Here is a 17,188-nt window from a genome sequence, read left to right on the forward strand (position 1 = left end):
GACCATCGACATGGATGTTCGTCAGTTCGCCTTCCTTGCAGGCCAGCCTTCTGCGGCCGTAAAAAACCGTGAGTCGTTTCTGGGCATGCCCAAGCGCGGGCTGGCGTTCCTGCTGGCGAACGTCATGTTCTGGCAACCGATGTGGGCGCAGGCCGACGGCATTGTCGTGGCCAACCCGAACACCGCGCTGGATCGGGCCGGTAATGGCGTGCCGATCATCAACATCGCCACGCCCAACGGCAGCGGGCTGTCGCATAACCAGTTCCACGATTACAACGTCGGCGCGCAGGGCGTCATCCTCAACAACGGCTCGACGCAGACCTCGAACACCCAGTTGGCCGGGCACATCATCGGCAACCCGAACCTGAAAAACAGCGGCTCGGCGCAAGCGATTCTCAACGAAGTCATCAGCGGCAACCCGAGCCAGTTGCGCGGTTACACCGAAGTGGCGGGGCAGTCGGCGCGAGTGATCGTCGCGAACCCGTATGGCATCACCTGTAATGGTTGCGGTTTCATCAACGCGCCGCGCGTGACGCTGACCACCGGCAAACCGGTGCTGGATGGCGCGGGGCGGCTGGATCGTTTTCAGGTTGATCAGGGTTCTGTTGCCATCGAAGGCACCGGGCTTAACGCGACCAACGTCGACCGCTTCGAAATCATCACCCGTAGCGCCAAAATCAACGCTGAGCTCCAGGCGCAGAACCTGACCATCGTTGCCGGGCGCAACGACGTCAACGCACAGACCTTGAACGCCACGGCCCGCGCCGACGACGGCAGCGCCAAGCCGCAACTGGCAATCGACTCTTCGGCACTCGGCGGGATGTACGCCGGGGCGATCAAACTGGTGGGCACCGAGGCCGGGGTCGGGGTGAAACTGGCGGGCAACCTGGCCGCCAGTGGTGGCGATATCCAGATCGATGCCAACGGCCAGTTGACCTTGGCGCAGACCTCGGCAGCCACTGCCGTGAACATTAAAGCCAACAGCCTTACTGCCCAAGGTCCGGTCTACGCCGGCACCGCACTGAGCGTGCAAACCCAAGGCGATCTGAGCAGCCAGCAAAACCTCGCTGCACGCGACAGCATCAGCCTCAGCGCCGGTGGAACCCTTAGCAACAACGGCATCATTGAAGCCGGGGTCAACGCCGACAACAGCCGTAACAGCGCTGGCGACGTGAACCTGAGTGCGCAGAACCTCAACAACAGCGGCAAAAGCGTGATCGCCAGTCGCAACCTGACGGCAACCGTCGCGCAAACCCTGAACAACCAGGGCGGTACGTTGAGCGCCCAGCAGAGCACGCGCCTCACAGCCACCACTCTGGACAATCAGAACAAGGGCAGCGTCCTCGGTAACTCGACGGTGCAGTTGAACGTCAGCAAGGTCATCAACACCCAGGGTGTGATCAGCAGCAACGGCAACCTCGGCGCCGATCTTGGCGACCTGAATAACCACGATGGCGAGATATCCAGCGCCGGCACCACCCGTATCGACGCCATCACGCTGGACAACAGCGGCGGCCAGGTGACGGGTGACGTAGCGCTGAACATCGGCTTGATTGGCGCGCTGAACAACCGCAACGGTGTGTTGGGCTCGGGGGTGAATGTCAGCATCACCGCCGCCAGCCTCGACAACAGTCACGAAGGCAGTCTCGTCAGCGACGGCAGTCTGACCGCGCGCATCACTGGCTTGTTCGATAACCAGAACGGTGAGCTGAGCGCCAAAGGTGCAGTCGATGTCCAGAGTGGCAGCCTCGACAACCGTGGCGGCAGCGTGGTTGGCAAGGATCGCCTGACCCTGCGCAGCAATTCAGTGGACAATCGCGGCGGAAAAATCCGCGCGACCAAAGACCTGCAACTCAATGTTGGCGCGCTCGACAATCGCGATAAAGGTCTGCTCGATGGTCAGGCCGCCGTCAACTACAGCGGCACACAACTGGATAACCGTGGCGGCTTGCTCAGTGCGGCAGGGCCGATGATTCTCGGCGTGACGCGCATCGATAACAGCGCCGGGCGCATCTCAAGCAAAGCCGATCTGAACGCCAACGTGACGCAATTGGTTAACCAGGGTGGTGAATTGGTCGCCCAAGGTTCGTTGTTGCTCAGTGGCCAGTCGCTCGACAACCGTAAGGCCGGTCTGGTCGGTACCACAAAAGCGCTGAAACTCACGGTCGGCGAGATCGACAATCGCGGTGGCGAAATCTCCAGCACCGTCGATGTGACCGTCATCGGTCAACGCCTGAACAACAGTGACAGCGGCAAAGTCCTCGCCGGAACCACCCTTGGCCTGACTGTGGCCCGGGTCATCAATCAGACCCTCGGACAACTGTTCAGTGTTGGCACTTCGACGCTGATCGGGCAGAGCCTGGATAACAGCGGCGGTAGTTTCGTCACCCGACAGGGCAATCTGGACATTCGTCTCGACAACGCCTTGAGCAATATCGAGGGTCTGATCAGCAGCGAAGGGACGCTGACCGTACACGCCGGCAGTCTCGATAATACGCGCGGTCACTTGACGAGCGCCGGCGCGCTGGCGCTGACCAGCACGGGCAGCCTGAACAATCAGACGGGTTCGATCGCCACCGACAGCGGGCTGATCCTTGCTTCAAAAAGTCTGGATAACAGTCAGGGCGGCTTGATCAGCGGCAAAAAAGCCACCGCGCTGACCACCGGCGTCTTCAACAACGCCTCCGGCGGCAGCCTGGTCAGCGGTGACACCCTTACGCTCAACGCCGGCGCAGTGAGCAACGGCATCGGCAGCCGGATCGCTAGCGAAAGAGCACTGACCGCAACGGTCACCGGCTTCGATCAGCAGGGCGGTCAACTGTTCAGCAAAACCTCCCTGAGCCTCGACCTCAATCACGGCCAGTTGAACAACCGCAATGGCCTGATCAATGCACCGTTGCTGGTGCTGAAAAATCTCCAGGACGTCGACAACCAGGGCGGTGAAATCTCCAGCGCCCAGGCCTTCACCCTGACCGCGCAAAACCTCGATAACAGCAACAACGGCAAATTGATCAGCAATCAGGGCCTGACCCTGCGCATCGAACAACTGCTGGCCAGCGTCAAGGGCCTGATTTCCGCGCAGAGCGTGGATGTCAAAAGCGCTCGCCTGGACAACAGCGGCGGCCTGATCACCAGCCGTGGCACCCTCGGGGTGACGGTGGACGGCCAACTGGTCAACCAGGGCGGTACGCTGATCGCTGATGATGAACTGAATCTGAAAGCCGACAGCGTCGACAACAGCGAAGGGCACATTGCCGGTAAAGCCGACGTTATCGCCAACGTCGCGACCCTCGATAACCGACACGGTGAACTGGTGGCAACCGACGGGCTGAAGCTCACCGGCAACAGCCTCGACAACCGTAACGGCGGTCTCGTCGGGGCGAATCAGGCGCTGCAACTGATGGTCGATGCCATCGACAACCGTGGCGGTGAGCTGTCCAGCCAGGCTGACGTGACGTTGGTCGGCAGTCGTCTGGACAACAGCGATGGCGGTAAGTTGATCGCACAAGGTGCTTTGAGCCTGACCGTTGATGAAGTGCTCAACCGTGCCAAGGGGCTGATCTCGGGCAAGACCGACCTGACCCTGACCGGCCGCAGCCTCGACAGCACTGCGGGTGCACTCCTGAGCCAGAGCAACCTGAAACTCGACCTGAGCGGCGACCTGAATAACAGTCAGGGCCTGATCAGCGCGGAAGGCAGCCTTGGCGTGACAGCGGCGAGTCTGACCAACAACCTCGGCAGCCTGTCGGTTGCCGGGCCGTTGACATTGACCACCAGCGGCGTGGTGCTCAACCGTGGTGGTCAGATCGTCACCGACGCCAGCCTCAACCTCACCAGTGCCAGCCTCGACAACAGCGACAATGGCAGCATCAGCGGCAAAGGTCCGGTGGTGGTGCATACCGCTACACTGGATAACAGCCACAACGGCCGCCTGAACAGTGGCGACACGCTGGAATTGAAAGCGACCCAAGTGACCAACCAGGACGGCGGTCGTATCGCCAGCGTTGCTGCGCTGACCGCGAACGTCACTGGCCTCGATCAGCAGGGCGGCCAGTTGTTCAGCAACACGTCGCTGGATCTGGACCTCAATCACGGTCAACTGAACAACCAGAGCGGCTTCATCAGCGCGCCGTTGCTGATGCTCAAGAACCTCCAGGACGTCAACAACACCGGCGGTGAAATCTCCAGCGCGCAGACGTTCACCGTGACGGCGCGCAGCCTCGACAACAGCAACGGCAAATTGCTCAGCAATCAGGCCGTGACGCTGCGCATCGACCAGGCGCTGACCAACATCAAAGGCCTGATTGCCGCGGCTGCGCTGGACATCAAGGCAGCCAGTCTCGACAACAGTGGCGGCACACTGACCAGCCGCTCGAGTCTGGACCTTAACCTCGACGGCCTGCTCACCAACCAGAACCTGGGTCTGATCAATGCCACCACCGGCCTGACCATCAACAGCAACGGCCTGAACAACCAGAACGGCTCGCTGCTGGGCAGTGCCATCGCCATTGATTTCGGCGCGGCCACTGCTGATCTGAACAACGACGGCGGCCTGATCACCACTGAAGGCCAGTTGAGCATTCAGCACCTGCGTGACCTCACCAACCGCAGCGGCAAGATCGCCAGCAGCCAAAGTATCGACCTTGTCGCCCGCAGCCTCGATAGCAGCAACGGCAAGCTGGTCAGCAACAATCTGCTGAATCTCAACACCGGTGCACTGGTCAACCAGAACGGGGTGATCTCCGGGGTGCAAGGCCTGACGGTCAACGCCGCGAGCCTCGATAACCGCAACAAGGGCACGCTCTCTGCCAGTGATGGCAACCTCAGCGTGACGTTGAGCGGGGATTTGCTCAACAGCGGCGCGGGGGCACTGGTCACCCAGAAAAATCTCAGCGTCACCGCAGCGAATCTGGATAACAGCAACAACGGTGTGGTCTCCAGTACGGGTGCGCAAACCCTGACCATCAACGGTCTGCTGAACAATGCGACGGGTGGCCTGATCTCTACCGATGCGAGCCTGGCGATGCAAGCCATGACGCTGGGTAACGCCGGCGGCACCGTCAATGCCACGCAGGATCTGAGCTTCACCGGCACCGCCCTGGACAACACCGGTGGCAGTCTCGCTGGTAACGCCGCCGTGACCCTCGACCTGCTCGGTGCCCTGACCAACACCAACGGCAAGCTCGCCAGTGGTGGCACGCTGTTGCTGCAACGCGCCACGCAGATCAACAACCAGGGCGGCCAATTGGCGAGCCAGAGCCTGATGACCCTGTTGAGCGGTGGTCTGGACAACCGCAACCGTGGCACCGTCGCCGCCAGCGGCCTGTTGACCATCACCACACCGGGCGCCATCCAGAACAGCGCCGATGGCTTGATCTACAGCCAGAACAGCGACCTGCGAATCCAGGCCGCCAGCCTCGCCAACGCGAAGGGCACCTTACAGGCGAAAGGTGCAGTCACCGTTGTCAGCAACGGCGATATCGACAACCAGAGCGGTCGAATCCTCGCCACCAACGGTGATCTTTCCATCGATGCCGGCAATCTGGACAGCCGTGGCGGTGTTCTCGCCAGCCTGCAAGCGGCGTTCACCGCACGCCTGACCGGAGTGCTGAAAAACGGCTATGACCTGAACAACAATCGTCAGGGCGGGGTGATCCAGGGCCAGCGCTTGAACCTCAATGCGGCGATGGGCCTCGACAACTATGGCGGCCGTATTTCCGCACAAAGCGGCGACGCCATCGTCGTGACCGGTAACTTCGACAACCGCAACGGCGGGCTCTACGCCAAAGGCAAAATCAACGTCACCGGCAACAACTTCGACAACAGCGGCGACAACGACGGCCAGATCGCCGGCCAGCAGATCGACCTCAATCTGACCGGTGAACTGAACAACCGCCTGGGCATCATCGAAAGCGACAGCACCCTTGCCATTAAAGCTGCCAGCCTCGATAACCAGACAGGCCAGTTGCGTGCTCTCGGCACCAGCGGCAAAACCAGCTTCCAGATTGGCGGCCTGTTCGACAACCGCAACGGCACACTGGAAACCGCCAACACCGACCTGACGCTCGACGCCGGCAGCTTCCTCAATACCGGTGGCAGCCTGTTGCACGTCGGTACCGGCACGTTCGACATCTCCACCAACAACGTCATCAACGCCGGCGGCACCCTCGTGACCCGCGGCGGCCTGACCATCAGCACCGATACCTGGACCAACAGCAGTTCGATTCAGGCCGGGCGCTTGACCGTCAACGTCAACCACCTGACCCAGACGGCCAGCGGCCAATTGCTCGCCTCCGACAGCTTCACCGGCACCGGCATCAACTGGTTCAATGAAGGCCTGCTGGCCAGTGACGGCAGCATGAATGTCGGCCTGGGTGCCGCTTATTGGGGGGCAGGGCGCCTCACCAGTCAGGGCGATCTGACCCTGAACGCTGCACAAGTGAGCCTCAACAGCGTCAATTCCAGCATCGCCGGGGGTGGCCAGACCACGCTCAATGTCAGTGGCCAACTGGACAATGCCGGTCGCCTGACCTCCGGTGCGGGCATGACCATCAATGCCGGCGGCGTGCGCAACTATGGCACCACGGCCGCCGGCACTGACCTGACACTGACCACTGGTAATCTGGTCAACGCCAGCGGTCTGTTCTTCAGCGGCAAGGACATGTCGTTGCGGGTCGCCGATCTGAATAACAGCTACGGCAACATTTACAGCCTCGGCAATCTGACGATTGACCGCGATGGCCGTGGCGGGTTGGCCAACTCCATCGTCAACCGTTCGGCGTCGCTGCAAAGCGATGGCAGCATGACGCTGGCAGCGAGCTCGATCCAGAACATCCGCGACGTGCTCACGGTCAACAACGCCGGCATCTACACTGCGCGGATCGGTGAAGTCACCTGTATCGAAGGGGTGAACGCCGGTGACTGCAGTGGCAAGCAGAACCACGCGTGGGAAATCGTACAGCGTGAAAAACTCGAGGTTACCTCGGCCAGCGCCGCGTCCAGCATTACCGCTGGTGGCAACCTGACCCTCAATGGCGGTGACCTGCTCAACCAGAGCAGCACCATTGCCACCGCGGGCAACTTCATTGCCAATGTGGCGAACCTGACCAACAGCGGCGTGGAGACCGGTGAAACCGAAACCACCCGGATCTACATGTCCCAGCGCACCAGCAATGCGGGTGGCTGGTACAGCGCCGCCAGCGCCTTCACCAATCAGTACTGGTATGAAAGCAGCGGCTACAACGTCAATAATCTGGGTGGCCTGCAGGGCGGTATCGCGAACTTCATCGGCATGACCGAACGGGAACTGCCGGAGCTGGGCAGCACCCGCAAAATTGCCTCCAGCGACCAGAGCTACGCCGCCGTGATCCAGGCCGCTGGCACGGTCAATATCACTGCCCAGAACAACATCGATAACAGTGTCGTGCGTCCGGGCTACACCTATATCGGCAGCGGTCCGCGAACCGGCACCGGGGCGGGTGGCAGTCAGTTCTCCACACGGGTTACCGTCAATCAGCAACTGCCTCCGAACCTTGCCCAGCAGCAAGTCAACCCGGTGGTGTTGCCTGGCTTTGCACTGCCGACCGGGCAAAACGGTCTGTTCCGCCTTAGCGGCCAGGAAAGTACCGCGCCGGTCGCGACCGGCCCGCAGAGCTGGACAATGGGCGGCGCCAGCGTCAACCTGAGCCAGCGCGATCAAACATTGCCAGGCGTGCAGACACGCAACATTCTCCTGACCAACAATGCCTCGGCTGCGGCCAGCAGCGTCAACCTGAGTACCGCCGATCACCAGGCCCAGCAACCGGGCGTTGGTACCAGTGCAATCGACGTCAGCACGCCAGCAACTGACGTCAGCGGCGCGACCCTGCCGGGGCGCTCCACTGCGTTCACCATCAACCGGGTGCAGGGTGTTCCGACCAGTGCGGGCACATCCAATCCGCAGAAATACCTGGTCGAAACCAACCCGGTACTGACCGACCTCAAACAGTTCATGAGTTCGGACTACCTGCTGTCCAAACTCGGTTACGACCCTGATCAAAGTGCCAAGCGCCTGGGTGACGGCTTCTACGAGCAGACCCTGGTCCAGCAAGCCGTGGTCGCCCGTACCGGTCAACGTTTCATAGATGGGCAGACGTCCAACGACGGCTTGTTCAAGTACCTGATGGACAACGCGCTCACCAGCAAAAACGAGCTTAATCTGGCGGTGGGCGTCAGCCTGACCTCCGAACAAGTCGCGGCCCTGACCCACGACATCGTCTGGATGGAAAACGCTGAAGTGAACGGCGAGCAAGTGCTGGTGCCGGTTCTGTACCTGGCCAACGCCAACAATCGCCTGGCCCCGAACGGCGCCTTGATCCAGGGCAGCGACGTGACCTTGATCGCCGGCAAGGACCTGAATAACGTCGGTACTTTGAAGGCCAACAACAACCTGTCGGCCACCGCCACCAACGATCTGGTCAACAGCGGCCTGATCGACGCGGGCAATCGCCTCGAGCTACTGGCTGGCAACAACCTGATCAACAAATCCGGCGGCGTTATCGCGGGTAAAGAAGTCTCGTTGACCACCACCCGTGGCGACCTCATCAACGAACGCACCGTCACCACCCACGAAAGCGACAGCGGCTACCGCAGTGAGCGCAGCGATTTTGTGGACAGTGCAGCGCGTATCGAGGCAGCCAACAACCTGACCATCAAGGCCGGGCAGGACTTCAACAACACCGGTGGCGTGCTTAAAAGCGGCCTGGACACCACGATCAATGCCGGGCGTGACGTCAACCTCGTTTCGGCTGAGCAGGTCTCAGGCGGGCAGCGTGGTTTGCACACGGATCAGACGATTACTCAGTATGGTTCGGCCATTGATGCAGGGCAGAGTCTGATCGTCAACGCCGGTCGCGACATCACTGCCATTGCCAGCCAGATTGGTGCCAAACGCGACGTAGACATGAGTGCCGTGGGTGACTTGACCCTGGCCTCAGCTGCGGATGAAGAGCACTCGTACAGCAAAACGAAGAAGGTGACGAGTCAGGAGGATCATGTCAGTCAGGTTTCCACGACCCTGACGGCTGGGGGGACTGTCTTGCTCAACGCCGGTAAAGACTTGAGCCTGATTGCCAGTCGTGTCAGCGCCGGGGATGAGGCTTATCTGACGGCGGGTGCCAATCTGGCGCTGCAATCGGCAGAAGACACCGATTACAGCTTCTACAGCAAGACCAAGAAAACCTCCTCCGGGAAGAAAAGCCGCCTTGACGAGGAATCCAGCACCACCAATATCGCCAGTTCGGTAACGTCGGGCGGTAATGCAACGCTGGTTGCCAATAACGACATGCTCATCAAAGGCAGTGAAGTTGCCTCTGACAAAGGTGGTGTGAAACTGGTTGCAGGCAATGACATGCAAATCGTTGCTGTCACTGACTCACAAAGCGTCCGCCATGAAAGCAGCTCCAGCAAAAGTGGTTGGGGAGGCTTGAAGTCGAGCAAGGTCAAGGATCAGGTTTCCGAGACGCAAACGACGGCGGTCGGCAGCATGATTTCGGGTAACACTGTAGATGTGGTGGCCGGCCGAGACGCGACGATTACCGGATCAGCCTTGGTCAGCACTCATGATCTGTCAGTGCAGGCCGGTCGCGACTTGACCATCAACGCCGCGGAAAACACCTTTACCCGTAATGAACTGCACAAGGAAAAGAACCGCGATCTGACCGGGGTACTGACCGCTAACAACCTTGGCGTCGATGACATCACCGGTAACCAGCACTTGTCTGTCAGCAGTCAGAATCATACTGGCCAATCGTCCCAGACCACTTTGACCGGTAGCACCATTGGCTCCAGTGCTGGCAACGTAACCCTTTCCAGCGGGCGCGAGTTGAGCGTGATCGCCAGTGATCTGGTCAGCACCAAGAACATGAGCCTGACCGGCTCCAAGGTAACCATCGCTGCGGGCATGGAAAGCTCGAGCCAAAGCAGTACCGACAAATCCAGCAGCCTGGGGGTAGGCCGGGTCATTGGCGGCATGATCGTTGATACGGTCAATACCATTCACAACTCGGTCGAAGCGGCGAAAAGCGCCGACGACCCGAGGCTTAAAGCGGTCAAATATGCTCAAGCCGCCATGGCGCTGAACGACCTCGGCGGGATGGGGGGAAGCGCCGAAGGTGCAGGTTCCGACTATGGCAAGAAACAGGGTTCCGCCAGCAATGGTTCGTTGATAAAGATCGGTACTGAACTGGCGAATACCCACAGCAAGAGCACTAGCGAGTACAACAGTCAGACAGCGAAACAAAGCACGATCAATGCGGGCCAGAACCTGCTGATCATCGCTGATGGCGGTGCGCCGGGAACGGCCGGTGATATTCATATTGTCGGCAGCAGCTTGAAAGCCGCCGATACTGCGTTGATTGCCAAGAACAACATCGTTCTGGAAAGCGCGCAGAACACCGCTGACTGGGCCAACAACGGCAGCAATAACAAAACCGCCATCGGGGCGAGCTTCAACCTGGGCGAACAGAACGGCTTCACCCTTGACCTCGGGGCGTCTGTTGCCAAAAACACAGGCACCGGCAGTTCGGTCACCCAGGTCAATACCACTCTGGATACCGGCTCTCTCTCCCTGCACAGCGGCAATGACACCACGCTGGCAGGTGCACAAGTCCGAGCCGACAGTATCAAGGCCGTGATCGACGGCAACCTCAACATCATCTCGCGTCAGGACACCGAGACCCAGAGCAGCAAGCAGGGCAGTGCCGGTATCGGCGCGAGCATCTGTATCCCGCCATTCTGCTATGGCGCAACTGTGACCGGGTCTGCAAGCCTTGCCGCCGGCAACATGAACAGCGACTACAAAGCCGTGATCGATCAGAGCGGTCTGTTCGCCGGCCAAGGTGGATACGACATCACTGTTGGCAAAAACACCACCCTGCAAGGCGCGGTCATTGCCAGCGAAGCGACACCGGAGAAGAACCTGCTCAGTACTGATCGCCTGTTCGTCAGTGACATCAAAAACACGAGCGATATCAGTGCCCAGTCGGCCGGTATTTCGTTGTCTTACGGCGGCAAGTCCGGCACCAGTGTCGGCGGCAGTATTCCGCTGGCGCTTGAAGATTCGGATCAGAGCAAGACCCGCAGTGCCGTCAGCGAAGGCACCATCATCGTTCGCAACGCTGCAGGCGTGAACGATCTGGTGGGTCTGAATCGTGATACAGCGCATGCGAATGAGGCACTGGACAAACCTGATCAAAAAGCCATTCAAGAGCGGATTGATCTGATTCAGAGCACGGTCTCGCTGTCGCGAAACATCATCGGCAAAGTGGCGAGCGCACAGCAGCAAGCGGCTGCTGACAAACTGAAGGCGGCCACCACCGACGAAGAGCGTAAGGCTGCACTCGATGAGTACACCAGTTGGGGGGTGGGCGGCGATAAACGCATAATGGCGGATGTCGCTGCTGGCTTGATTGCAGTGGGCTTGGGGGGCGTTGGCGGTACGACAGCGATCGGTGTCGTCGCCAATACCTCGGCTAACGATGCGTTCAAGAAAATCGGCGATTACGCCAGCCAACAAGAACGTGATGCTACCGACCCCGTGACCCGAGCAGCTTGGGCTGAAGGCGGGGCGGCACGCGTCATGTTGCACTCGCTGGTTGGCGCGGTGATGGGGTTGTCGGGCAGCAGCGTCGCAGCCGGCGCACTGGGTGCAGGGGTCTCAGCGGCTCTGATGCCGATGATTGCAAAAGCCCTGAAAGATAGTGACCTCAGCGCCAAGCAGCAGGATTCGTTGGCTACCTTGATTGCTTCGGGCCTAGGCGCGGCAGCGGGATCTGGTGGTGGAGCAACGGGCGCGACGACTGCGGTCACCAGTGCAACCGGTGTCGAGATGTTCAATCGACAATTGCACAAGCAACAGGAAATCCCGCTACTGAAGAAAAAAGCTGAGGAGCTGCAAGCGCGTGGAGGATCGCGCTCGGGCGCTCAGTGGGAAGATTTGTTACTGCTCGCAGCCGGTGCTGAAGTAGACGCTGCCGGTCTCGCACATCTGAAAAGCGTAATGCAAAACGCTGTCGGTAATGATCCGGAGTCCAGGAACTTCGCTGAAGATATGGGCGACGCCTATGCAGCAATCAGCCAATTGTCCGGTCAAAAAATCCCGCTGACCTGGAGTGATGGTCGACCGATTATTGCCAACGGAGCACCGGTTTACGCGTTCAGTGCGACAGATGCGCAATTCAATGACTCTACCTTGTTCAATGCTGCCGGGACCTATGGCCCGGGAGCTGTGTACCAGCACTGGAGTCAGTTCGGTAAAGACCAGACGACTCAGTATGAAAACGAGCTATCCAGCATTTCGACCTACGCGTCTGATTTAGCGAACACTGCTGAACGACTGTCGGCCATTTCGGGCAAAGGAATATTGTCATCCACAATTATTGATGATGTACTCCTTTCGATGACTGGGATTCGCAGTGGCAAGGTCGTTATCGATGCGGTTCTGGAGGCGCTGGCGAAGAAGCAGGTGGCGAAAGATGTCTTAAGGACCGCCGGTGCAAAAGACATAGGAGAAGCAACTGGTTCTGCTGTGAAGCCTACAGTTGAATTGTTTGGTGGGAAAAATGCGCAAACACCGGGAGCCATAAACGTTGATATAAGTGCGGATATTCAGTCTGGTATCCGTGCGGATGCAAGGCAGCTACCTTTTAAAGATGGCTCAGTGGGAGAGATTGTTGCAAGCAATCCATTCATTCCAAAAGAAGCGGGAGGAACCTTCTCTATGATGGATTATTTGCCGGAAGCAACTAGAGTGGTTGAGCCGGGTGGAAAAATTTTCATCAACGCGAACGCTGCAAACCCTTATGGAAAACTTCCCAGTGCATCTGATCTTGAGTCTTTGGGATTGAGAGTTTTGCAAGACGGTCCTCTAGACTCCCGGTTTTCAGGGCAGACCTTCCTTCGTACAGATGGGAGCGCTATTACAAATCTGGATAGTATGAAAACGATCGTTTTGGAGAAAATAAAATGAGAGTTTCAGTGGATTTCGAAGCGCTTGTTACATTCGATTGCACCTACGGGAGGTGGACTGTTGTGGGGGACTCACTGCGGGTTTTTGTTGAAAAGGGACTAGTTCTCCCACATTGTAAGCTTGTAAATGATATCAATGGCGTTTCTCTTGTGAGATGCGAGAAAGGTGAAAGTGCTCGTGTTGAGCATCTGTTTCCAGTGCACTATATTTACGATGCTGCGAGGCAGGCTGAATATGATGAGTGGGAATCTGTAGACGGGCTATTGAGGGCCCGTAGTCAAGGTGGGGAGTGGGTGCAATATATAAGCAAATCTGAAAGTTCATATGCTATGCATGAGTTTGTCGGTGGTTGTTGGTTTGTCTTTGTAGGTGTTTCTTCTTCAAAAAGCACAGTTGTTGAATATTCAGAGGATAGGAAGAGCTCCTCGGGGCTCAAGGTGATGCAAGAACTTGCTTCACCATATTTCTTGAGCGTGTCTTCTGAAAAGTATTTCCTGGAGGGAGTTCTCAATGCCCCGCCTGGGCCTGGCTGGATGTCTTGGGAGATTCATGCCAACTCATTTTACATGGAGTTTTCTGAGAATTGACGTTTCTGCGTTGGTGCAAACCGGGTAAAGGTGGCAGATTTTTTTTGTGCAGGACTTCGTCAGTTCCAATTCGCCAATTTTTTAATCGAAAATAAATCTGTCCCCATTTCCCCGATTCGACGTTGTTCAATGCTGCCGGGGTATTTGGGCAAGGAGCGGTTTACCAGCAGTGGGGCCAGTTTGGCCGGGAACAGACAGCACAGTATGGGAACGAGTTGTCGAGTATCTCGTCATTTGAATCTGTTGTGACAGATGCTGCTGATCGACTGGCGACAATTGGTAATAAAGGGGTACTGTCTGTTAGCGCCTTTGATGACGCCATCCTTGCGATGACGGGGATTCGAAGTGGTAAGTTTGTTGTAGACGCAATTCTGGAAGTCGTAGCGAAGCGGGAGGCAGCAAAAGTAGCCGCTGCTGAAACAGAATTGCTTCGGATCAAGTTGGCGGGGCTGGCGGACAGTGAAGCTGGGAATGCTGGTAGGTTCCTGAAATTTGAACCCGGTAGGTTTTCAGATGATATTGAGCAAGCATTGAAGTCGAGCTCTCCGGGAGAGTTGCTGGAGGGACAAGTAGGTAAAGCACTCTATGACAAGGGTGTGCTAGTGGATTATCAGAGTAAATTCAGGCATAAATTCGTAGGCGGGAAACCCTTGGGGCTTGGCGAAATTGATGCTGAAACGCCTAATTTCATTATCGAAGTGGCGAGCGGTACTAAACCAGGGAAACAGGAGCAATTGCTAAAATTCATAAACAATCCAACGCTGAATCCTGATCGCAAGGAAGTCATTTTATTTGCGCCGAATATGGATAAGGCGCAGCAGATAAAGTCCTACGAGAAATTAGGTGTCAAGGTGATAAATACTTTGGATCAGCTCTTTTTGTATGGTGCAAGCAGAGGAGGGTTATAACCATGTCGTTATCGGCAATGATCATTTCATCAGAAAAGTTGAACACAGAAGACTTCAAAGAAATCATCTTGGCGCACGGTGGGTTCGTGAGTTCCGGCAAGCCCTTTCGGGGCGGCGTTAGCGAGGGCAATTCGGAAATCTGGCTGGCATTGCATTCAAAAGATGTTCTTGAAGAATTTTACGATGCCGAAGATCTGCAAGGGTGGCAGGATGTCTTGGGGGGGGAGCCGCAGGTAATGATTGAGCTTAACCTCGATCATACCGAGCATGCGAAGTTAATTTACTTGAAGGTTTTTTTGAGTTTTGCGGAAGCTTGGCCTTGTGTTTTAAATGACGTGGATGATTCTATTCTTTCCCACAGTTCAGTTTGTGAGAAATACAAGAACCTTCTGGGGGGGTTATAAGAGGAGTGTCGCGATACAGATAGCACGTCGCCGCGGGTTCTGGTGACGTGGGTTATTGAGCCGTTCAATTACCCGTTGATGACTCGTGAATCTTCGTGGGCTCAATTGTCAGTGTTGGGCCGTTGTAACGCTGGAACGGAGTGTCAAAAATTGGCCAAAATGCCATTGTTGTTTATGTTGTTTCTCATACTTTCAGGCTGCAACACCCACGTCAGAGACTCTTCCCCCAGTCTTTTAAAGGAGGGTGTCCAACTTCAGCAAAAAACGGTAACGCCAGATGCACAACACGCCAAAGTCATCATGAACTCGACAGGCTACACATACCCTGTCGAGTTCTCGGTTCGCCGGGCTTCAGATCCCGATCAACGAATGGAAGTGCTGGGTACTGTGGTGGATTCCGGGCGAGGCAAGGTGTTCGGCTGGATCGCCAAGCTTAACGAAGCGGCCAATAGCGCCACGTTCAAGCACTTCCCTCAGCTGGAAACTCAAGCCAATGCTGACGAACCCTTTGAGGTGTCGGGGCGCTCCAACGGCATGGGCACTGGCAATACATACAGCTGCGGGCCGCTGATCAGTACCTTTACGCCGGAACGAAGCAAGGTCTACCTGGTCGAGTTTCAGTTTGTCGGGCAGGGTTGCGAGCAGCATGTTTACGATGTTAGCCGGCCGGATCAACGTGTTCTCATCGGAGCCCCACCCGTTTGAAATTAACCATAGATTTCCCTGAAAACCTGATCACTTATGATTTGCTCAAACAGCGACGAATTCCGTGCCTTTGCAAAGTTTCAACGCAATTCGAAATCTCCTTCTCGGATACAGTTCCTGAATCGTCCGGGGATCGTATCTGGCTGGAATCGTGAGGAGCTGGAACGACATGCGGTCGCCGGGGCGGGTGGTCAATACACTCACTATGCCAATAGTCTGATTACCTTGAGCAAAATTGGCGAAGGCCTTTACCAGATCATTGATCTTGAAATGTTCTGCCCAAGTTTTGGTTGGTGCGCCGTTTTCCGAGATGGACAATATGCGCCTGCCGGAAATTTTTGGGACGATGAGCCACGTAAAACTAAAACGCCCCGAACTCTCCCGGGGCGTTTTCATTTACCGGGCTGAACCAGCCATGTGTTTACCGAAACGCCGGCACCACATCCCTGATAAACAACTCCAGCGATTTCTTCTTCTCCGCATGCGGCAAACTGTTGTCACACCAGAAACTGAACTCATCCACCCCCAATTCCTGGTAGTACTTGATCCGCGGAATAATCTCTTCCGGCGTACCAATCATCGCCGTCTGGTGCAAACTCTCTAGCTCAAACTCCGGGCGGCCAGCAAACTTCTCTTCCGGGCTCGGAGCCAGGAAGCCGTTGACCGGTACTTCCTTGTTGCCGAACCACGCATCGAAGGTGCGGTAGAAGCGTGAGATCGCCTTGGCGCCGACTTTCCAGCCGTCCGGGTCATCAGCGGTGTGCACGTGGGTGTGGCGCAGCACCATCAGTTGCGGGCGCGGCACATCCGGGTTGTTGTCGAGTGCGGTCTGGAACTTGTTTTTCAGGTCGACGACTTCTTCGTCGCCCTTCATCAATGGCGTGACCATCACGTTGCAGCCGTTGGCTACGGCGAAGTTGTGCGAGTCCGGATCGCGGGCGGCGATCCACATCGGTGGGTTGGGCTTCTGAATCGGCTTCGGCACGCTGGTCGAGGTCGGGAATTTCCAGATGTCGCCGTCGTGGGCGTAGTCGCCTTGCCACAGGGCGCGGACTACCGGAACCATTTCGCGCAGGGCCTGGCCGCCGCTGGAGGCGGGCATGCCGCCGGCCATACGATCGAATTCAACCTGATAGGCGCCACGCGCCAGGCCGACTTCCATGCGTCCGTTGCTGATGACGTCGAGCAGTGCGCATTCACCGGCAACGCGCAGCGGGTGCCAGAACGGCGCGATGATGGTGCCGGCGCCGAGGTGAATGGTGGTGGTTTTGGCGGCGAGGTAGGCCAGCAGCGGCATCGGGCTGGGCGAGATGGTGTATTCCATCGCGTGGTGTTCGCCGATCCACACGGTGCTGAAACCACCGGCCTCGGCCATCAGGGTCAGTTCGGTCAGGTCTTCGAACAGTTGGCGATGGCTGACGCTTTCGTCCCAGCGTTCCATGTGGATGAACAGGGAAAATTTCATGACGCTTCCTCGGATCTTTTATTGTTGAGGCTACAAAACCTGTAGGAGTGAGCCTGCTCGCGATAGCGCTGTGTCAGCAAACACATCGACATCTGATAAACCGCTATCGCGAG

At 57.5% G+C, this 17,188-nt stretch carries 7 protein-coding genes; 5 read left to right on the plus strand and 2 right to left on the minus strand.

Going from position 1 to position 17,188, the window contains the following annotated elements:
- Positions 1-10: 10 nt before the first annotated feature.
- From BW33_RS08650 to BW33_RS08665, 5 genes are all read left to right on the plus strand, one after another.
- Positions 11-13,006 (plus strand): two-partner secretion domain-containing protein, encoded by a 12,996-nt coding sequence (locus BW33_RS08650; protein WP_081794192.1) that lies wholly within the window; start codon positions 11-13, stop codon positions 13,004-13,006.
- Positions 13,003-13,593, plus strand: a complete 591-nt coding sequence (locus BW33_RS28360; RefSeq protein ID WP_236645205.1) for a hypothetical protein — start codon at positions 13,003-13,005, stop codon at positions 13,591-13,593. Before BW33_RS08650 ends, BW33_RS28360 begins: the two co-directional genes overlap by 4 nt.
- Positions 13,594-13,715: 122 nt before the next feature.
- Positions 13,716-14,501: a hypothetical protein gene (locus BW33_RS08655; protein ID WP_047598357.1), complete on the plus strand. Its 786-nt coding sequence runs from the start codon at positions 13,716-13,718 to the stop codon at positions 14,499-14,501.
- A gap of 2 nt (positions 14,502-14,503) precedes the next feature.
- The gene (locus tag BW33_RS08660; protein ID WP_047598358.1) at positions 14,504-14,905 is read left to right on the plus strand and encodes a hypothetical protein; all 402 of its coding nucleotides are present in this window, start codon (positions 14,504-14,506) and stop codon (positions 14,903-14,905) included.
- A gap of 159 nt (positions 14,906-15,064) precedes the next feature.
- Positions 15,065-15,610: a hypothetical protein gene (locus tag BW33_RS08665; RefSeq protein WP_442965398.1), complete on the plus strand. Its 546-nt coding sequence runs from the start codon at positions 15,065-15,067 to the stop codon at positions 15,608-15,610.
- A 45-nt stretch (positions 15,611-15,655) separates the two neighbouring features.
- On the opposite strand, the gene BW33_RS29860 is transcribed toward BW33_RS08665, so the two are convergent.
- Both BW33_RS29860 and BW33_RS08675 read right to left on the minus strand, forming a co-directional pair.
- Positions 15,656-16,006, minus strand: coding sequence for a hypothetical protein (locus BW33_RS29860; protein WP_047598360.1), 351 nt, complete (start codon positions 16,004-16,006; stop codon positions 15,656-15,658).
- A gap of 25 nt (positions 16,007-16,031) precedes the next feature.
- Complete coding sequence (locus BW33_RS08675) at positions 16,032-17,075, minus strand: LLM class flavin-dependent oxidoreductase (protein ID WP_047598361.1); 1,044 nt, start codon at positions 17,073-17,075, stop codon at positions 16,032-16,034.
- Between the last annotated feature and the right edge of the window lie 113 nt (positions 17,076-17,188).

The sequence above is a fragment of the Pseudomonas sp. RIT288 genome (assembly GCF_000631985.1).
Taxonomy (GTDB): Bacteria; Pseudomonadota; Gammaproteobacteria; order Pseudomonadales; family Pseudomonadaceae; genus Aquipseudomonas.

Excerpts from the sequence above, each read along its gene's own strand:
- BW33_RS08675 (WP_047598361.1), bottom strand. The coding sequence starts at position 17,075 with ATGAAATTTTCCCTGTTCATCCACATGGAACGCTGGGACGAAAGCGTC.
- BW33_RS28360 (WP_236645205.1), top strand. The coding sequence starts at position 13,003 with ATGAGAGTTTCAGTGGATTTCGAAGCGCTTGTTACATTCGATTGCACC.
- BW33_RS08660 (WP_047598358.1), top strand. The coding sequence starts at position 14,504 with ATGTCGTTATCGGCAATGATCATTTCATCAGAAAAGTTGAACACAGAA.
- BW33_RS08650 (WP_081794192.1), top strand. The coding sequence starts at position 11 with ATGGATGTTCGTCAGTTCGCCTTCCTTGCAGGCCAGCCTTCTGCGGCC.
- BW33_RS08665 (WP_442965398.1), top strand. The coding sequence starts at position 15,065 with ATGCCATTGTTGTTTATGTTGTTTCTCATACTTTCAGGCTGCAACACC.
- BW33_RS29860 (WP_047598360.1), bottom strand. The coding sequence starts at position 16,006 with ATGAAAACGCCCCGGGAGAGTTCGGGGCGTTTTAGTTTTACGTGGCTC.